The organism is Cupriavidus sp. 207A1, from assembly GCF_057798955.1.
In genome coordinates this window covers 13,737-31,008 of the sequence record NZ_JBYOJO010000007.1, presented here as the reverse complement: position 1 = coordinate 31,008, position 17,272 = coordinate 13,737, and the positions used below count along the sequence as shown (strand labels likewise).

Here is a 17,272-nt window from a genome sequence, read left to right as displayed (position 1 = left end):
TTGCAATTTTCGGCAAAAAATTGTTTGGATGCTCTCTGCCGAACTTGTGGCTCGGGTTCAAGCGGTGCGCGTCTGCATGGAAGACCGCCTCATAAGCGGCCGGATGAGACAACCACTGATGTCGTGTGAACCGTCGATGATACTGCAATGCACCAGCGCGGTCTACGGTTGTTTACGCCGCCGGCATCGGCAAGTTCCCCGGATTTGCAAAAACTTTTGACCAGCGCCATGTCTGGCCCGCCATACAAAACGGTACAGCGCGGCGAAATTTTGCTAGCATCCCAGCACATTGGGGCGCCGCGCGCCCCCGGCAGCACATTCACCAGAACCGGGCACTTGGTCCCGGCGCAACAAGCCCCAACCGCCTGAATGGCCACCGACCAGGAACTGTCCGCCTTTCTTGCCAGCGTCGAGCGGCGCGCCTTCAAGCAGGCCGTATTCGCCGTCCGCGACGACGAGGCGGCGCTGGACATCGTCCAGGACGCCATGATCAAGCTGGCCGAAAAATATGGCGACAAGAGCGCCGCGGAACTCGCACCGTTGTTCCAGCGCATCCTGCAGAACACCATCCATGACTGGTTCCGGCGCCAGAAGGTGCGCAATACCTGGGTCTCGCTGTTTTCCAGCCTGCGCGACGACCGCGACGGCGGCGACGACAGCGACCTGCTGGAGACGCTCGAGGCGCAGGTCGGCTCGGAATCGGCCGAAAGCAGCGCCGACAAGGTCGAGCGCGCCCAGGTCATGCACATCATCGAGCAGGAGATCCAGCGCCTGCCCACGCGTCAACGCCAGGCATTCCTGATGCGTTACTGGGAAGATATGGACGTCGCCGAAACCGCGGCCGTGATGGGCTGTTCCGAAGGCAGCGTCAAGACGCACTGTTCCCGTGCCACGCATACACTTGCGCAGGCCCTGCGCGCACGGGGGGTCCGACTATGAGCAGAAACGACAAAGAAATCCGCGAGCGCCGGTTTGCGCATGAGGTTCGCGCGGCACTCGACGCCGGCGCCGACGCCTTGCCGGCCGACATTTCCGAACGGCTCGCCGCCGCGCGCCGGATGGCGGTCGCCCGCAAAAAGGCCGAGGCGCCCGTGCTGGTGCCGCAGCTTGCCATGCCGGGCGCGCACGCGCCGCTGTTCGACGACGACGCCTCGCCGCTGCATCGCGCCGGCGCCTGGCTGCGCCGGCTGGGGCTGGTCTGGACGCTGGTCGCGCTGGGCGCCGGCCTGGTGGGCATCTACCACTGGCAGGAGCAGAAGCGCATCGAGGAACTGGCCGATATCGACGCCGCCATGCTGCTCGACGACCTGCCGCCCACGGCCTATGCCGACGAGGGCTTCCACGTGTTCCTGAAGCACGGGCAATAGCATGGCGCCCCCGCTTCCCCGCCCCGACGCCCTGCGCCGCCGGCTGGCCGCCCTGCTGGCCGGCGCCGGCGCGGCCGCGTGTTGGGGGCTGCTTCCCGCGCCGGCCCAGGCACAGGGCGCTTCCGCGGCAGTCGGAGCCACCGCCCCCCACCCGGCCCAGCCGGTCGGCGCCAAGCCCGCCTGGGCCGACCTGAGCCCCGTCAACCAGCGCATCCTGGCGCCGCTGCAGCCGCTGTGGGACAGCCTGCCGGAGCTGAACCGCCACAAGTGGCTGCGCATCGCCGCGCGCTATCCGAAATATTCGCCGGCCGAGCAGGCCCGGCTGCAGGCGCGCATGGCGGAGTGGGTCAGGATGACTCCGCAGCAACGCCGGCTGGCGCGCGAAAACTACCAGATCACCCGCTCGCTGCCGACCGAGAAGAAGGCCGAGGCCTGGGACAAGTACCAGCAGTTGCCTGAAGAGCAGAAGAAGAAGCTGGCCGCCGCCGACCACGTGCCGCGCCGCCCCGGCGCCGTCAGCGCGCTGCCCAGCGGCAAGCGCCTGCCCAGCGACACCAGCCGCCAGCTGCGCCATGAACACAAGGCGGGGGCGGGCCACGCTGCCCACCCGGCCAGCGAGGGTGCGGCGCTGCCCGCAGCCGCGGCAACTGCCGTGGCCGCGGCGTCCGCCCCCGCCGCTGCCACTCCGGCAACGCCCGCAAGCGCCGCGCTTCCCGCGGCCAGCGCGCCGGCCACCGCGGCAGTCCAGGCCACCACCGAAGCGACGGCCGCGGCGTCCGACGCGACCGTGCGCCAGTAATTCGCAGGCCATTTGGCATAATGGCCGTTTGAGGCCGGCCAGCGCACGCGGGCCAGCTTCGCCAGGCCCGCACCGGCACCCGCATGCCGCGCGCCAGCGCCCTGTTCAGACCGCCACCGATGCCCGCTGCCACCCTCGACCCCGTCCCCCCCGCCGCGTCCGCGCCGGCCGCTCCGCCGCTGCGCCGCCGCATCGCCTGCATGCTTTATGAAGGCGCGCTGCTGTTCGGCGTGCTGAGCGCCTCGACCGCCGCCTACCTGCTGGTACGGCCGCTGCTGCAGAAGCTGGGCGCGGACGGGCCGCTGGTGATCCAGCTGTGGAGCTTCCTGGTGATGGGGCTGTATTTCACCTGGTTCTGGCAGCGCAACGGCCAGACCCTGGCGATGCAGACCTGGCGCATGCGCGTCGAAAACGCCGCCGGGTCGCCGCCGCGCTGGCCGCAGGCGGCGCTGCGCTACGTGCTGGCGTGGCTGTGGCTGCCGCCGTCGGCTGCCGTCGGCCATCTGCTCGGGCTGGTCAAGGGCCCGTTCGTCGGCGTGCTGTGCGCCGGCCTGCTGGTCTGGATCCTGCTGGCCTGGCTGGATCCGCGCCGCCAGTTCCTGCACGACCGCCTGGCCGGCACGCGCCTGACCGACCTGCGCACCAGGCCATGAGCCTCGGCGCCGCCGGCATCCGCCGCGTCGCCGTGACCGCGCAGGCGGCCGCGGCGCTGGGCATTGCCGCGGCGCTGGTTCGCACCGCCGCCTGGCCGTGGCCCGGTGCGCTCGCCGCCGGCGCGGGGCTGATCCTGGGCGGCTTCGCCTCCGGCATTGCCATCGCCTTCGCGCTGAGCGGGCGCGGCCTGTGGGTCGCACGCGGCGACCACCCGCCCGCGCCGCCCGCCGAACTTGCCGCCACCCGCCGGCCGCTGCGGCCGGCGGAGGCGTTGCGCTGCTACGCAACCGAATGCCTGGCGGTGCTGCGCATGTTCGACTGGCTGCAGCCCTTCCGCGCACGCGCACCGTTTGCGCCGGCCGATCCTGCCCGGCCCGGCCGCGATGCCCCGCCGGTGCTGCTGGTCCACGGCTACGCCTGCGGCCAGGCGATCTGGCTCGACATGCAGCCGGCGCTGGCCGCCGCCGGCTACCGCTGCCATGGGATCGACCTGGAACCCGTGTTCGGCGACATCGACGACTACGCACGCGCGCTGCTGGCCGCGATGCGGCGCATCCGCGCCGAAAGCGGGCGCGCGCCGCTGCTGCTTTGCCACAGCATGGGCGGGCTGGCCGCGCGCGCCGCGCTGCAACTGGCCGGCGACGAGGATCTCTGCGCCGGCATCGTGACGCTGGGCAGCCCGCACCACGGCAGCGCGCTGGCGCGCTTTGGCGGCGGCCACAATGCGCGCCAGATGCGCTGCGGCAGCCCCTGGCTGCGCGCGCTCGCGGCCGCCGAAACGCCGCGCCTGCGCGCGCGCATGATCTCGATCTTCAGCTGGCATGATTCGATCGCGGGCCCGCCCTGCACCGGCTGGCTCGACGGCGCCGGCCATATCCCGCTGTCCGGCATCGGCCATGTGTCGCTGCTGCGCCATCCCGCCGCCGTGCGTGCCGTGCTCGACGCACTGGCCGAGCTGTCCGCGCGCGGCCGCTGAGCCGGCCGCGAGTCGGCCCATGCAGCGGCTGTCCCGCAGCCGCAACGATTCACATGTCAGTCATGTTTTCGTCACCGTCGCGTCATTGCTGAATGGCTGAATGCAGCCATCGCCGCAACCGGGACTGGCATGGTGCAAGCAATCCGATCTGCCCGCGGGTATCTGTCGAAGGCCTCGCAACTGGCGCCATGGCTGCGCCGCAGCGCTGACAGCGGCCCCGCCGCGCCGGTGAGCGCCTTCATGGCACCGGCACTCGATGGCGCCGCGCTGGCGCCGCCGCGCGAAGCGCAGGAAACCTATCCCCCCGAGCCGCACCCGATCCAGCGCTACCGCGCCATCTGGCTGTCGGACATCCACCTGGGGACGCCCGGCTGCCAGGCCGACTACCTGCTGGATTTCCTCAAGCACAACGAATCCGACCAGCTCTACCTGGTCGGCGACATCATCGACGGCTGGCAGCTGCGCCGCGGCTGGTACTGGCCGCAAAGCCACAACGACGTGGTGCAGAAGCTGCTGCGCAAGGCGCGCAAGGGCACCGAGGTGATCTACGTGCCCGGCAACCACGACGAGGCCGCGCGCCAGTTCGACGGCATGGCCTTCGGCGACATCACCGTGCGCGAGGAGGCGATCCACGTGACCGCCACCGGGCGCCGCCTGTGGGTGGTGCACGGCGACCTGTTCGACGGCGTGGTGCAGCACGCGCGCTGGCTGGCCTACCTGGGCGATTCGCTCTACACCATGATCCTGGCGCTCAACCGGCACTTCAACCGGCTGCGCGCGCGCCTGGGCTTTCCGTACTGGTCGCTGTCGCAGTACCTGAAGCACCAGGTCAAGAACGCAGTCAACTACATCGGCGCGTTCGAAAGCGCGATGGTCGACGAGGCGCGCCGCCGCGGCTGCGACGGCGTGGTCTGCGGCCATATCCACAAGGCCGAGATCCGCGAGGTCAACGGCCAGCTCTACTGCAACGACGGCGACTGGGTCGAAAGCCTGTCGGCACTGGTCGAAACCCTCGAAGGCGAACTGAAGATCGTCTACTGGACCAGGCTGCTCGACGCGCCCGCGCCCGCCATGCGCCGCCGGCGCCGCGCTGCCGTGGCCGGCTGAGCCGCGCCGGTAACGTTTTTTCCGCGTGGCGCTATCTGCCCGGCGCCCTCCGCACTGCTCTTCCACCGCGCCCAAGGAGGCTGCATGAAGATCCTGATCGTCACCGATGCCTGGGAACCGCAGGTCAATGGCGTGGTGCGCACGCTCAAGTCGACGCGCCGCGAACTGGAGGCGATGGGCCACACGGTCGACATGATCACGCCGCAGGAATTCCGCACGGTGCCCTGCCCGACCTACCCCGAGATCCGGCTGTCGCTGCTGCCGGGCGCGCGCGTGCGGCGGCGCATCGAGGCCTTCGGCCCCGACGCGCTGCACATCGCCACCGAAGGCCCGCTCGGGCTGGCGGCGCGCAGCCACGCGCTGCGCCGCAAGCTGCCCTTCACCACCGCCTACCACACGCGCTTTCCGGAATATGTGCAGGCCCGCTTCGGCATTCCGCTGGCGTGGACCTACCGTTTCCTCGGCTGGTTCCATGGCCCCGCCCAGGCGGTGATGGCGCCGACGCCGGTGGTGCTGGACGACCTGCGGCGCTACCGCATTACCAACGCCGTGCTGTGGACGCGCGGCGTGGACCTCGACGTGTTCACGCCGCAGCGCGCCAATGTGCTCAACACCGCCCACCCGATCTTCCTGTACGTGGGCCGCGTGGCGGTGGAGAAGAACGTCGAGGCCTTCCTGGCGCTGGACCTGCCCGGCTCCAAATGGGTGGTCGGCGACGGCCCGGCGCTGCCGGCGCTGCGCGCGCGCTATCCCGGCGCCAACTATCTGGGCGTGCTGAGCCAGCCCGAGCTGGCGCGGGTGTATGCTTCCGCTGACGTGTTCGTGTTCCCGAGCCGCACCGACACCTTCGGGCTGGTGCTGCTGGAAGCGCTGGCCAGCGGCTTGCCGGTGGCCGCGTATCCGGTCACCGGCCCGATCGACGTGCTCGGCGACAGCCCCGCCGGCGTGATGCACGAAGACCTGCGCGAGGCCTGCCTGGAAGCGCTGCGCATCGACCGCGCCACGGCCCGGGCCCACGCCGAGCGTTTCTCGTGGCGCGCCGCGTCCGAGCAGTTCCTGGCCCACCTGCGGCCGTTCGCCGCCGCCAGGCCAGGCCGGGGCGGCGCAGCGGCCCAACCCGCCACAGCCCAGCCTTCCGCCCCGCAAACCCATGCCGAAACCGCATCCGGAACTGCCGTCCGACCCGCCAATGCAGAGGCCGCCGCCCGCCATGCAGAGCGCTGACTACTCCGTCGACCAGAATCCGCACAAGGGCAACCGGGGCCTGGCGCGTGCCTGGCATGCCGCCATCAATTCGCTGTCGGGGCTGCGCTATGCGGTGCTGGAGGAGAGCGCGTTCCGCCAGGAGCTGACCCTGGTGGTGTTGCTGACGCCGTGCGCCTTCCTGGTGCCGGTGACGGCGGTCGAGCGCATCCTGCTGCTGGGCACGCTGCTGGTAGTGCTGATTGTCGAACTGCTCAACTCCAGCGTCGAGGCCGCGGTCGACCGCATCTCGCTGGAGCGGCACAGCCTGTCCAAGCGCGCGAAGGACTTCGGCAGCGCCGCGGTGATGCTGGCGCTGGTGCTGTGCGGCGGCACCTGGATCACCATTGCCGGACCGCACGTGCTGCGGTGGGTGCAGGCGCTGGCGGGCTGAGCCGGCCCGCGGGGGACCGAGGGGCACAGAATGGGCAAGGCAGGCCGATTGCTTATAATCGCAACCCTGCCCCCGACTTACCGATCGCACCGATCGCCCGGACGCCCATGGAACCGAAACCGCAAACCGGCCCCCGACGCACCAGGGACCGCATCCTCGACGTCTCGCTGCGCCTGTTCAACGAAGTCGGCGAGCCCAACGTCACCACCACCACGATCGCGGAAGCGATGGAGATCAGCCCCGGCAATCTCTACTACCACTTCCGCAACAAGGACGACATCATCAACTCGATCTTCGTGCGCTTCGAGCAGGAGATGGAGCGCCGCCTGAAGATGCCGGACGACCACAAGGCCACGCTCGACGAAAGCTGGGGCTACCTGCAGTACATGTCCGAGTTCCTGTGGAACTACCGCTTCCTGTACCGCGACATCAACGACCTGCTGGCGCGCAACCGGATGCTGGAGACCAACTTCAAGCGCATCGTCGAGCAGAAGCAGCGTTTTGCGCACGAGATCTGCCGCCAGTTCATCGAGGACGGCGAGATGGAAGCCACGCCCGATCAGGTCGAGGCCATCTGCACCAACATGGTGGTGGTCGCCACCTACTGGCTGTCGTTCCAGTTCGTGCAGCATCCGCGCCAGTACAACGACCCCGAGCAGATCCGCGGCTACCTGCACGGCTCGAGCTACCACATCTTCTCGATCCTGGCCCCGTATCTGCGCGGCCGGGCACGGGAGGCATTCGACCAGCTGGCGCGCGACTACGCGGCAGCCAAGGCCGCCGCCGGCGCGGCAAAGGAAGCCAAGTGAAATCCGTCTGCGTGTATTGCGGGTCCAGCCCCGGCAACCGTCTCGAATACGCCGAGGGCGCGCGCCTGCTCGGCCGCACCCTGGCCGAAGGCGGCCTGACGCTGGTGTACGGCGGCGGCAAGGTGGGCCTGATGGGCATCGTCGCCGATGCCGTGCTGGAACATGGCGGCAGGGCCGTCGGCATCATCCCGGAAGCGCTGATGCAGAAGGAAGTCGGCCACCGCGGCCTGACCGAGCTGCACGTGGTGCGCAACATGCACGAACGCAAGCAGATGATGGCCGACCGCGCCGATGCCTTTGTCGCCATGCCCGGCGGCGTGGGCACCTTCGAGGAACTGTTCGAAACCTTCACCTGGCTGCAGCTGGGCTACCACGCCAAGCCGGTGGGCCTGCTGAACCTGGCCGGGTTCTACGACGGCATGCTGGGCTTCCTGTCGCACGCGGTGCGCGAAGGCTTCCTGAAGCAGGTACACGCCGACCTGCTGCACGTCGGCGACACGCCCGCGGGCCTGCTGGCGCAACTGGCCGCCGCGCCGCGCGTGCGCGTCGACAAGTGGCAGGAGGCGCGCGACAAGACCTGAGTGCGCCCCGCCGGGCCGGGCCTCCCGGCCCGGCTCAGAACGACGAGCCCGGCTGCTGCAGGAACGCCTGTTCCTCGGCCGTGAGAGGCCGGCCCAGTAACGCGTTGCGATGCGGGAAGCGGCCAAAGCGCGCGATGATCGCGCGATGCTTGTCGGCCCATTCCACCACGTCGACCGCGCCACCGCTGGCATCGCGCAGCTGCGTCATCAGCCGCACCGCCTCGTCCTGGTCTTCCAGCGCCTCGGAATGCTCGAACGGCATGTAGCAGAACATGCGGTGATAGTCGGTGGGCAGCGCGCGGTCCATGCCGGAGGCGACGATGCGCCGGGCCAGTGCCAGCGCCAGCGCATCGGTGCCGAAGCTGCGCGGATCGTTGCGGAACATGTTGCGCGGGAACTGGTCCAGCAGCACCACGCGCGCGCACGCGCCCTCGGGCGTCACCGACCAGTCGTCAGGCGCCCCGTCGCAGGCGACCTGCCAGTCGGACAGGAAGTTTGCCCGAATCTGCGCGTCGAACGCATCCGACTTGGTGAACCATTGCGGCCGCGCGGTATTCCAGGCGGCCGAGCCGGGGCGGTCGAACCAGAAATCCAGCACACGCAGGGCGTCTTCAGGCAGTTGGGCTGTCATCGGCAGGGGAAACCTCTCGGTGTAGAAACGGGAGCCTTGGCGCCCTAGCGCGCCACGTTGCGCATCCAGTCGGCAGTCTGGAAGAAGGCCTGCATCAGGCGCAGCTGCAGGTCTTCGGACAGGCCGATGTCCTGCATCGCCAGCGCCATGCAGCGCATCCACTGGTCGCGCTCGCTGACGCCGATCTCGAACGGCATATGGCGCGCGCGCAGGCGCGGATGGCCGAAGCGCTCGATAAAGTGGTTGGGGCCGCCCAGCCAGCCGCACAGGAACCAGAACAGCTTGTCGCGCGAGCCGTCGAGCGACGGCGGGTGCAGCGCGCGCAGCCCCGCGAACTGCGGCTCCAGGTCCATCAGGTCGTAGAAGCGGTCGACCAGTTCGCGCACGCGCGCCTCGCCGCCCACCAGTTCAAAGGCAGTGACCTCGGCATTGCCGGGCTTGTCGTCGGATTCAGTACTCATCACACACTCGGTCTGCGGCGGCAGCGGCACGCGGGCTCAGGCATCGCGCAAGGTCGCCAGCGCAGGCTGGCGCAGCACTTCGCGCAAGCCCAGCCAGCCGCCGGCAAAAGCGCACAGCATGCCAGAAACCACGCCGACCGGCACGATCCACGCATTGAAGCGGTAAGGGAAGTCGAACACGAACTGCGACAGCCCCCAGCCCACCGCGATCGCGCCGAGGCTGGCCAGCAGGCCGGCGAGGCCGCCCACCACCAGGAACTCGGCATATTGCGTCTGCCGCACCAGCGCCGCGGAAGCGCCCAGCGCCTTGAGCAGGCCCGCGTCGCGCATGCGCTCGTCGCGCGCGCCGGACAACGCCGCGTACAGCACCGTCACCCCGGCGGCCAGCGTGAACACGAACAGGAACTCCACCGCCGCGATCACCTGGTCCAGGATGTCCTGGATCTGGCGCAGGATCATGTCGGTGTTGACCACGGTGATATTGGGAAAGGCGGCGATCAGCCGGTTGCCCAGCGCGGCGCTCGCGGTCGGCAGGTGGAATGAGGTGATGTAGGTCTCGGGCATGCCCTGCATCGCCCGCGGCGGCAGGATCACGAAGAAATTGACCCGCATCGAGCCCCAGTCGAGCTTGCGCAGCGAGGTCACGCGCGCCTGCACGGGCTGCCCGGCCACGTCGAAGCGCAGCGTGTCGCCCAGCCGGATCCCCAGGGTCTTGGCGATGCCCTCTTCCACCGACGCGCCCGCCTCCGCACCGTCGGACCCGTTCGACCAGCGGCCGGCGATGACGCGGTTGCCCTCCGGCAGCGCGTCGGTATAGGACAGGTTGAATTCGCGCTCGACCAGGTTGCGCGCGCGCCCGTCCTCGAAGCTGTCGCCGCGGATGGTGCGCTCGCCGATATGGGTCAGGCGCCCGCGTACCATCGGATAAAGCAGGTCGGTGATGCCGGCGCCGGCCAGCATCTGGCGCAGCGGCTCGCGCTGGTCCGGCTGGATATTGATGATGAAGCGGTTGGGCGCGTCGGCCGGCGTGGCCTGGCGCCACGAATCGACCAGGTCGTTGCGGGTCATGCCGAGCAGCAGCAGCGCCATCAGCCCGACCGCCAGCGCCACGGTCTGCAGCACCGTGACCGCGCGGCGGCGCTCCAGCACCGCCAGCGCGAAGCGCCATCCCACCGCCGCGCGCCCGCGCAGGCGGCCCCGCAGCAGCCGCGACAGCAGCGTCAGCAGGCCCAGCGCCAGCACGCCGAACACCACGCCTGCGGCGACAAAGCCGCCGGCGGTGGTCAGCCCCAGCCGCAGGTCGCGCGCCGCCACCAGCAGCAGCGCGACAAAGGCGCCCAGCCCCAGCGCATAGGCCACCCAGGCCGACACCGGCGGCAGCCCGATATCGCGCCGCAGCACCCGCAGCGGCGCCACCCGCGTCAGCGCCAGCAGCGGCGGCAGCGCAAACCCGGCCAGCAGCACCAGGCCCGCCAGCACGCCCACCAGCGCAGGCAGCAGCGACGGCTGCGGCAGCGACACCTTGAGCAGCCCGCCCAGCGACAGCAGCAGCCCATAGTGCGCCAGGTAGCCGAGCAGCACGCCGGCCAGCGCGCCGGCCGCGCCGACCAGCAGGAATTCCAGTCCGAAGGCCCGCAGGATCTGCCCGCGCGACAGCCCCAGGCACTTGTAGACCGCGCAGGCATCGGTGTGGCGCTGCATATAGCGGCGTGCCGACATGGCGATCGCCACCGCCGCGATCATCGACGACAGCACCGCCACCAGCGACAGGAAGCGCTCGGCGCGGTCCAGCGTGGCGCGCATCTGGGGCTGGCCGGATTCCAGCGACTCGACCCGCGTGTTGCGCAGCTTGCGGCGTTCGATCTCGTCCTGCGCCCATTTCTGGAAGGCCGCGCCGGCGGCGTCGGGACCGGCCACCAGCAGCCGGTAGGTCACGCGGCTGCCCCAGCCGATCAGCCCGGTGCTGTCCAGGTCAGCCAGCGGCATCAGCACGCGCGGCGCGAAGTTCATGAAGCCAGTGCCGCGGTCGAGTTCCTGCGTGATGATGCGGTCGATGCGGAAGCTGCGGCTGCCCAGCTGCAACGTGTCGCCCACGGCAACCCCCAGGGCGCCCAGCAGCGCCTCGTCGACCCATACGGTGCCCGGCGCGGGAATGCCTTCGGCGGGCGCATCCGGCGCCCCCGCCGCGCTGGCCACCTTGAGCTTGCCGCGCAGCGGGTAACCGTCGGTCACTGCCTTGAGCGCGGCCAGCTGGCTGGGGGCGTCGCCGCCGGCCGGCGCCTTGCCGTTGGCGGTAGCCATGCTCGGGAAGGTGACGGTCTGGGCCACGGCCAGCCCCGCCGCTTGCGCACGCCGCGCGAAGGCGGCATCGAAGGGCTGGTCGGCGACCAGCAGCACGTCGGACGCGATCATCTGGCGCGCGTCGCGCTCCAGGCCCAGCCGCATGCGGTCGGCCATGAAGCCCACGCTGGTCAGCGCGGCCACGGCCAGCACCAGCGCAAACAGCAGCAGGTAGAGCTCGCCCGCCAGCCAGTCGCGCCGGGCCATGCGCAGCGCCTGGCGCCAAGCGGAAAATTTGCCGCCGGTGGCGGCGTGCAGTCCGGCGGGTTGGGCGGCAGTGGCCGGGACGTCGATGGCGGACTCGGAGGGCATCGGTTGGTTGGTTCTTGGTTGCTGGCGCCGGTGCGCCTCGGGTCAGTCGGGTAATGCAAAAAAGCTGGCAGGAACGGCCGCGCCGCTAGCGCGGCGCGTCATGCCGGGCTCCGCCGCGCAGGCTGGCATGAAGGCGGCGCACCCCGCGCCACAACTTCGGCAGCAGCCACACCGAGCCCAGCAGGAACACCGCCAGCAGGACCAGGAACAGCACCGGCACGAAGAAGGCCAGCAGGAGGCTGCCGGTGGCGGTCAGGTCCTCAGTGAATGAGGCCGTCCAGTTGGAAAACGGTTCCGGCGAGACGTTGATCAGCGCGCGCGTGCCGGCCTTGACGGCATGCGCGGTGCCGGCCAGCGTGCCGCCGACCAGGCCCGCCGCCACCACCCATTGCGGATCCAGCTGGCCGAACGCGGCGGCGGCCAGGATCGCCCCGGCGGGAATGCGGATGAAGGTATGGATGCCGTCCCAGACGGTGTCGAAGGCCGGCACCTTGTCGGCGACGAACTCGGCCACGGCCAGCACCGCGGCCACGCCGATCACCCACCAGGACTCCAGCGGCTGCAGCCCCGGCGGCAGTTCCAGCCAGCCCAGCCGCGCCAGCACCCCGGCGGCCAGCACGGCCAGATACAGGCGAAATCCGCTGGCCCAGGACATGCCCGCGGCCAGCGCGGCGGTTTCCAGCATGGCGCTCCTTGCAAGGGTCCGGCGCGGGCCGGCGCAGAGACCGGCGCGCCCTGGCAGGGAGTGTAATACGGACCGGCCCGACCGGTCGGGGATCGGCCCGGCCTTGGCTCAGCTGCCTTCCTTGCCGTCCGGGCCAAACCACGGCAGAGCCTCCTGCGGGGTCAGGATCCCCGCCGGCTCGGCCATGGTATAGCCGGGCAGCGCCTCGATGCGCCGGGCAAAGACCGGATCGGCCAGCAAGGCCAGCAGCGCGGCCATCCAGGCGGCGGTCTGGTCGTTCTTGCGCAGCGCCAGGTAATAGGCCTCGCGCGTCAGCGGCACGAACGCCAGACCGTGGGCCTCGGCGTTCATGCGCAGCCCGAAACCCGCCTGGGCGCGGCCGCTGTGCACCGCTTCCGCCACTTTTTCATTGCTGAACTCGGTCTCGTCGTAGCCGTTGACCAGATCGGGATACAGGCCCTCGGCCGCCAGCAGCTGGTCGAACAGCATGCGCGTGCCCGAGCTGCGCTGCCGGTTGACGAAACGCGCCTGGCTGCGCGCCAGGCCGCGCAGGTCGTGCACCTCGCGCGCCAGCCCGGGCGCCAGGATCAGGCCCTGCTCGCGCCACGCCAGCCGCAGCAGCCGCACGGCGCCGGGCCGCAGCCACTTGCGCAGGGTCACATGCGCCACCGAGCCCGCGGTCTGCACCGGCGAAACATAGAACCCGGCCAGCTCCGACTGGCGCTCCTGCAGGCAGATCAGCCCTTCCACGCTGCCGCAGAACACCGTGTCGAGCTGCAGCGGACTGCCGGCAGTGCCCAGCGCGGCGGCCAGCACTTCCACCGCCGGGTCATGGCTGCCGGTGAAATGTAGGCACGACTGCGGCTGCTGGGCGTCGTCCAGGTCGGCGATGAACTCCGCCATGGCGCGCTGCACCGCCGGCTCGATCGACTCGCGCAGGCGCAGCTCGGCGCGCAGCAGGCGCTCGCCGAAGCGCGTCAGCGAGGCGCCGCGCCCGCGCTCCATATCCAGCATGCTGCGGCCGAGCATCTCTTCCCACGACCGCATCACGCCCCAGGCGTGGCGGTACGACAGCCCGATCTCGCGCGCGGCACGGTGCAGCGATCCGGTTTCGCGCACCGCCTTGAGCAGCTGGAACACCTTGGCATTGGCGCGCGGATTGTCGTCGGAGGCGATCACCGGAAACAGGTCGAAGCGGAAGGTCATAGGTTCCCCGCTACATATTTACTTGTCGATCTCGGCTGGATCACAATGAATACCCCATTCTTATGTTGTTTTGCCGAATTCTCCCTGAGATCCGAAGGCAAAATCAATTATGTCTGCAATAACATAATAACGAGGAGTCGCCGATGCCCCGCCGTGCCCAACCCTTGCGCCACCGCGCGCGCCACGTCGCCGTGCCGCTGCTGTGCCTCGGCCTGCTGTCGGCCGCGCAGGCCGGCGAGATCAAGCTCGCCACCACCACCAGCACCGAGAACTCTGGTCTGCTGAAGCACCTGCTGCCGCGTTTCGAGCAGAAATCAGGCGTCACGGTGAAAGTCATCGCCGTCGGCTCCGGCAAGGCCATGAAGATGGGCGAGATGGGCGATGTCGACGTGCTGCTGGTGCACGCGCGCAAGATGGAGGATGCCTTCGTCGCCGCCGGCTACGGCGTCAACCGGCGCGATGTCATGTACAACGATTTCATCGTGGTCGGGCCGGCCAGCGACCCGGCTGGCGTCAAGGGCGGCAAGGACGTGCTGGCCGGCTTCCGCAAGCTTGCCGCCAGCGGCAGCAAGTTCATCTCGCGCGGCGACAATTCCGGCACCGACGTGATGGAAAAGGGCTACTGGAAGCAGCTGGGCATCGAGCCCAAGGGCCAGCCGTGGTACGTCAACGCCGGCCTGGGCATGGGCGAGGTCCTGACCATGGCCGCGCAGATGCCGGCCTATACGCTGTCGGACCGCGCCACCTATGGCGCGTATCGCGCCAAGACCGGGCTGGCGATCGCCATCGAGGGCGATCCGAAGATGTTCAACCCGTACGGGATCATCGCGGTCAACCCGGCCAGGCATCCGGGCATCAATTACAAGGATGCGATGAAGCTGGTGGAGTGGATCACGTCAAAGGAAGGACAGGACGCGATCGCGGGGTACAAGGTGGAGGGGGAACAGCTGTTCTTCCCCACCGCCCACGCAAGGTAGCGCCGCGACCGCGCTCGTCCCGACTCAGCCCGCCTCGGCCTCCAGCCGCGGCAATTGCGGCAGATCCGCCGCCACCTCCGCAATCATCCGCCGGATCCACATCACATCCGGCGCCGCATGGCAGCGCTCGTGCCACAGCTGGTAGAAGCGCATGCGCGGGAACGACACCGGGGACGGCACCATGCGGATCGGCAGGTACTGCGCGTAGTGCGCGGCAAACTGCCGGCCGGTGGTGAAGACCATGTCGGTCTTCATCAGCACATAGGGCACCAGCCCGAAGTACGGCAGCGTGACCTGGATATTGCGCTTGTAGCCCTGCTCGGCGAGCGCCTGGTCGATCATGCTGCGCTGCATCGACGCGTAGGGCGCCGGCGCCAGGTGGGGCATCTCCAGGTAGTGCTTGAGCGTCAGCCCCTTGCGCGCCAGCGGGTGCTGCGCGCCTAGCATGCAGACCACCTCGTCGTCGAACAGCGGCGAGATATGCAGGTGCTCCGGCGGCGACAGCCAGTTGCCGACCACGATATCCAGCTGTCCCTGCTCGAGGTCGTCGAGGAAGTCCGACGACGACGTCATCGGGTGCACGAACAGCTTGGCGCCCGGCGCCAGCCGGCGCACGCGCTCGACGATATTGGGCAGGAAGAAGGCGTCCAGGTAGTCGGGCGCGCCGAGGTGGAAGGTACGCGTGGTGGTGGCCGGGTCGAACTGCTGCGGCGGCCGCGCGATGCGGTCCATCGCCGCCAGGCTCTGCTCGGCCAGCGCCAGCAGCTCGCGGCCGCGCTCGGTCGGCACCATGCCGTTTTTGCCCCGCACCAGAATGGCGTCGCCGGTGATCTCGCGCAGCCGCTTCAGGGTATTGCTGATGGCTGGCTGCGACTGGCCCAGACGCACGGCGGTGCGGGTCACGCTCTGCTCGGTGAGCAGGGTGTGGAGCACCCGCAGCAAATAAGTATCGAGATGGTCGCGTCCGTGCATGGCGATGGCGGCCCGCCGGCGGAGCCGGATGGGTGGCGTGGGGGATGGGAACGGCGCATAGTGTATGACAGGCACCCCACAAACGGTCAAATCACCCTCCCTCGGGGGGCTGCCGCCTGGTGCGGCGGCGCACCGTCCGAGGTGCCCGCTGATGGGGCATATCACCTGGGCCGAATATTGCTGGAAAGGCCCGGGTGCTATGTTTCCGCCATCACCAAGAGAGAGAAGACCATGGAGACGCAAACCATCCGCTTTTTCCATCGCGGCCAGGTCAAGGAAGTATCCGAAGCCCCCATTACCCGCACCGTGCTGCAGTACCTGCGCGAGGACGCGCGCTGCACCGGCACCAAGGAAGGCTGCGCCGAAGGCGACTGCGGCGCCTGCACTGTCGTGATCGGCGAGCTGCAGGACGGCGGCGACGTCGAATTCAAGGCCGTCAACGCCTGCATCCAGTTCCTGCCCACGCTCGACGGCAAGGCCCTGATCACGGTCGAGGACCTGCGCCAGGCCGACGGCAACCTGCACCCGGTGCAGGAAGCCATGGTCGAATGCCACGGCTCGCAGTGCGGCTTCTGCACTCCCGGCTTCGTGATGTCGCTGTGGGCGCTGTACCAGCAGCACACGCCGGGCGGCGCGGCCCCGTCGCGCCAGACCATCTGCGACACGCTGACCGGCAACTTGTGCCGCTGCACCGGCTACCGCCCGATCATCGACGCCGGTGAGCGCATGATGGCCCTGCCCGCCCCCACCGCGGACAAGCTCAACCCGAAGCAGATCGCCGACACCCTGCGCAACCTCAAGCGCGGCGAGACCTTCCGCTACCGCGCCCAGGGCCAGGAGTTCTTTGCCCCGCGCACCGCGGCCGAGTTCGGCGCGATCAAGGCAGCGCAGCCCGATATCCGCATCCTGGCCGGCAGCACCGACGTGGGCCTGTGGGTCACCAAGCAGTTCCGCGAGCTGGGCAACCTGCTCTACGTGGGCCAGGTGGAAGACCTGAACCGGATCGAACAACGCGACGGCATGATCGAGATCGGCGCGGCGGTGACGCTGGAAAAGGCCTACGCGGCACTGAACGCCGCGCATCCCGAGCTCGAAGAACTGTGGAAGCGCTTCGCCTCGCTGCCGATCCGCAATGCCGGCACGCTGGGCGGCAATATCGCCAACGGCTCGCCCATCGGCGACTCGATGCCGGCGCTGATCGCGCTGGGCGCGGAAGTGGTGCTGCAGCACGGCGAGACGCGCCGCGCGCTGCCGCTGGAAGACCTGTACCTGGCGTACCAGAAGACGGCGATGCAGCCGGGCGAGTTCGTCGCTGCGCTGCGCGTGCCGGTGGCCGGCCCGCAGCACTTCCGCACCTACAAGCTGTCCAAACGCTTTGACGAGGACATTTCCGCCGTGTGCGCCGCGTTCGGCATCACCGTGCAGGACGGCATCGTCACGCAGGCCCGCGTCGCCTTCGGCGGCATGGCGGCGACGCCCAAGCGTGCCGCCGCGACCGAGGCGGCGCTGACCGGCCAGCCGTGGAACGAAGCCAGCGCGCGCGCCGGCATGGCCGCGCTGGCGCAGGACTACACGCCGCTGTCTGACATGCGCGCGACCGCTTCGTACCGCAGCCGCGGTGCCGCCAACCTGCTGTACCGGTTCTGGCTCGAAACCAGCGCCAACGCGCTGCCCGCCGCAGCCGTCAATGTCCGCGCGCTTGGCGCCGGCGCCCCCGAAACCGCCACGGCCTGAGCCAGAGAGAACAAGGAAAGCATCG

General features: G+C 69.6%; 18 protein-coding genes. 12 read left to right on the top strand and 6 right to left on the bottom strand.

What is annotated here, in order from left to right; translation table 11 throughout:
• The first annotated feature begins 369 nt into the window (after positions 1–369).
• The 10 genes from AC3FMM_RS14320 (at position 370) to AC3FMM_RS14275 (ending at position 7,929) form a co-directional block, all read left to right on the top strand.
• The gene (locus AC3FMM_RS14320; RefSeq protein WP_115708758.1) at positions 370–939 is read left to right on the top strand and encodes an RNA polymerase sigma factor; all 570 of its coding nucleotides are present in this window, start codon (positions 370–372) and stop codon (positions 937–939) included.
• Positions 936–1,367 carry a DUF3619 family protein gene (locus AC3FMM_RS14315; RefSeq protein WP_062797732.1) on the top strand — a complete coding sequence of 144 codons (432 nt, stop codon included), beginning with the start codon at positions 936–938 and terminating at the stop codon, positions 1,365–1,367. The genes AC3FMM_RS14320 and AC3FMM_RS14315 overlap by 4 nt, the downstream gene beginning before the upstream one ends.
• A gap of 1 nt (position 1,368) precedes the next feature.
• Positions 1,369–2,166 carry a DUF3106 domain-containing protein gene (locus AC3FMM_RS14310; RefSeq protein ID WP_116312323.1) on the top strand — a complete coding sequence of 266 codons (798 nt, stop codon included), beginning with the start codon at positions 1,369–1,371 and terminating at the stop codon, positions 2,164–2,166.
• Between the two features lie 119 nt (positions 2,167–2,285).
• Entirely contained in the window at positions 2,286–2,819 is a 534-nt protein-coding gene (locus AC3FMM_RS14305) for an RDD family protein (RefSeq protein ID WP_116313248.1), read from the top strand.
• Complete coding sequence (locus AC3FMM_RS14300; RefSeq protein WP_326346760.1) at positions 2,816–3,796, top strand: esterase/lipase family protein; 981 nt, start codon at positions 2,816–2,818, stop codon at positions 3,794–3,796. The genes AC3FMM_RS14305 and AC3FMM_RS14300 overlap by 4 nt, the downstream gene beginning before the upstream one ends.
• 129 nt (positions 3,797–3,925) lie before the next feature.
• Entirely contained in the window at positions 3,926–4,903 is a 978-nt protein-coding gene (locus AC3FMM_RS14295; RefSeq protein WP_115679811.1) for a UDP-2,3-diacylglucosamine diphosphatase, read from the top strand.
• A gap of 84 nt (positions 4,904–4,987) precedes the next feature.
• Positions 4,988–6,127: a glycosyltransferase family 4 protein gene (locus AC3FMM_RS14290; RefSeq protein WP_116312320.1), complete on the top strand. Its 1,140-nt coding sequence runs from the start codon at positions 4,988–4,990 to the stop codon at positions 6,125–6,127.
• Positions 6,054–6,539 carry a diacylglycerol kinase gene (locus AC3FMM_RS14285; RefSeq protein ID WP_115708754.1) on the top strand — a complete coding sequence of 162 codons (486 nt, stop codon included), beginning with the start codon at positions 6,054–6,056 and terminating at the stop codon, positions 6,537–6,539. The genes AC3FMM_RS14290 and AC3FMM_RS14285 overlap by 74 nt, the downstream gene beginning before the upstream one ends.
• A 107-nt stretch (positions 6,540–6,646) precedes the next feature.
• Entirely contained in the window at positions 6,647–7,348 is a 702-nt protein-coding gene (locus AC3FMM_RS14280) for a TetR/AcrR family transcriptional regulator (RefSeq protein WP_115708753.1), read from the top strand.
• Positions 7,345–7,929, top strand: coding sequence for an LOG family protein (locus AC3FMM_RS14275; RefSeq protein WP_116312319.1), 585 nt, complete (start codon positions 7,345–7,347; stop codon positions 7,927–7,929). Before AC3FMM_RS14280 ends, AC3FMM_RS14275 begins: the two co-directional genes overlap by 4 nt.
• A 34-nt stretch (positions 7,930–7,963) precedes the next feature.
• On the opposite strand, the gene AC3FMM_RS14270 is transcribed toward AC3FMM_RS14275, so the two are convergent.
• The 5 genes from AC3FMM_RS14270 to AC3FMM_RS14250 all read right to left on the bottom strand — a co-directional run bounded on the left by AC3FMM_RS14270 (position 7,964) and on the right by AC3FMM_RS14250 (position 13,564).
• Entirely contained in the window at positions 7,964–8,560 is a 597-nt protein-coding gene (locus AC3FMM_RS14270; protein WP_115708749.1) for a DUF924 family protein, read from the bottom strand.
• A 44-nt stretch (positions 8,561–8,604) separates the two neighbouring features.
• Positions 8,605–9,021, bottom strand: a complete 417-nt coding sequence (locus tag AC3FMM_RS14265; RefSeq protein WP_115679806.1) for a group II truncated hemoglobin — start codon at positions 9,019–9,021, stop codon at positions 8,605–8,607.
• A 36-nt stretch (positions 9,022–9,057) separates the two neighbouring features.
• Entirely contained in the window at positions 9,058–11,673 is a 2,616-nt protein-coding gene (locus AC3FMM_RS14260; RefSeq protein WP_116312318.1) for an ABC transporter permease, read from the bottom strand.
• An 85-nt stretch (positions 11,674–11,758) separates the two neighbouring features.
• Positions 11,759–12,358: a DUF4126 domain-containing protein gene (locus AC3FMM_RS14255; protein WP_115708746.1), complete on the bottom strand. Its 600-nt coding sequence runs from the start codon at positions 12,356–12,358 to the stop codon at positions 11,759–11,761.
• 108 nt (positions 12,359–12,466) lie between these two features.
• Positions 12,467–13,564 (bottom strand): substrate-binding domain-containing protein, encoded by a 1,098-nt coding sequence (locus tag AC3FMM_RS14250; RefSeq protein ID WP_414248025.1) that lies wholly within the window; start codon positions 13,562–13,564, stop codon positions 12,467–12,469.
• A gap of 143 nt (positions 13,565–13,707) precedes the next feature.
• Between AC3FMM_RS14250 and AC3FMM_RS14245 the strand changes: the two genes are divergently transcribed.
• On the top strand, positions 13,708–14,541 hold the full coding sequence (locus AC3FMM_RS14245) for an ABC transporter substrate-binding protein (RefSeq protein ID WP_488686854.1): 834 nt from the start codon (positions 13,708–13,710) through the stop codon (positions 14,539–14,541).
• Positions 14,542–14,565: 24 nt separating this feature from the next.
• On the opposite strand, the gene AC3FMM_RS14240 is transcribed toward AC3FMM_RS14245, so the two are convergent.
• Complete coding sequence (locus AC3FMM_RS14240; RefSeq protein ID WP_010809162.1) at positions 14,566–15,513, bottom strand: LysR substrate-binding domain-containing protein; 948 nt, start codon at positions 15,511–15,513, stop codon at positions 14,566–14,568.
• A gap of 231 nt (positions 15,514–15,744) precedes the next feature.
• Here AC3FMM_RS14240 and xdhA point away from each other — a divergent pair, with 231 nt between their 5' ends.
• Positions 15,745–17,247: a xanthine dehydrogenase small subunit gene (xdhA, locus tag AC3FMM_RS14235; protein WP_488686853.1), complete on the top strand. Its 1,503-nt coding sequence runs from the start codon at positions 15,745–15,747 to the stop codon at positions 17,245–17,247.
• Positions 17,248–17,272: the final 25 nt, after the last annotated feature.

Coding starts and splice junctions, on each gene's coding strand:
- AC3FMM_RS14320 (WP_115708758.1), top strand. CDS start 370: ATGGCCACCGACCAGGAACTGTCCGCCTTTCTTGCCAGCGTCGAGCGG.
- AC3FMM_RS14315 (WP_062797732.1), top strand. CDS start 936: ATGAGCAGAAACGACAAAGAAATCCGCGAGCGCCGGTTTGCGCATGAG.
- AC3FMM_RS14310 (WP_116312323.1), top strand. CDS start 1,369: ATGGCGCCCCCGCTTCCCCGCCCCGACGCCCTGCGCCGCCGGCTGGCC.
- AC3FMM_RS14305 (WP_116313248.1), top strand. CDS start 2,286: ATGCCCGCTGCCACCCTCGACCCCGTCCCCCCCGCCGCGTCCGCGCCG.
- AC3FMM_RS14300 (WP_326346760.1), top strand. CDS start 2,816: ATGAGCCTCGGCGCCGCCGGCATCCGCCGCGTCGCCGTGACCGCGCAG.
- AC3FMM_RS14295 (WP_115679811.1), top strand. CDS start 3,926: ATGGTGCAAGCAATCCGATCTGCCCGCGGGTATCTGTCGAAGGCCTCG.
- AC3FMM_RS14290 (WP_116312320.1), top strand. CDS start 4,988: ATGAAGATCCTGATCGTCACCGATGCCTGGGAACCGCAGGTCAATGGC.
- AC3FMM_RS14285 (WP_115708754.1), top strand. CDS start 6,054: ATGCCGAAACCGCATCCGGAACTGCCGTCCGACCCGCCAATGCAGAGG.
- AC3FMM_RS14280 (WP_115708753.1), top strand. CDS start 6,647: ATGGAACCGAAACCGCAAACCGGCCCCCGACGCACCAGGGACCGCATC.
- AC3FMM_RS14270 (WP_115708749.1), bottom strand. CDS start 8,560: ATGACAGCCCAACTGCCTGAAGACGCCCTGCGTGTGCTGGATTTCTGG.
- AC3FMM_RS14265 (WP_115679806.1), bottom strand. CDS start 9,021: ATGAGTACTGAATCCGACGACAAGCCCGGCAATGCCGAGGTCACTGCC.
- AC3FMM_RS14260 (WP_116312318.1), bottom strand. CDS start 11,673: ATGCCCTCCGAGTCCGCCATCGACGTCCCGGCCACTGCCGCCCAACCC.
- AC3FMM_RS14255 (WP_115708746.1), bottom strand. CDS start 12,358: ATGCTGGAAACCGCCGCGCTGGCCGCGGGCATGTCCTGGGCCAGCGGA.
- AC3FMM_RS14250 (WP_414248025.1), bottom strand. CDS start 13,564: ATGACCTTCCGCTTCGACCTGTTTCCGGTGATCGCCTCCGACGACAAT.
- AC3FMM_RS14245 (WP_488686854.1), top strand. CDS start 13,708: ATGCCCCGCCGTGCCCAACCCTTGCGCCACCGCGCGCGCCACGTCGCC.
- AC3FMM_RS14240 (WP_010809162.1), bottom strand. CDS start 15,513: ATGCACGGACGCGACCATCTCGATACTTATTTGCTGCGGGTGCTCCAC.
- xdhA (WP_488686853.1), top strand. CDS start 15,745: ATGGAGACGCAAACCATCCGCTTTTTCCATCGCGGCCAGGTCAAGGAA.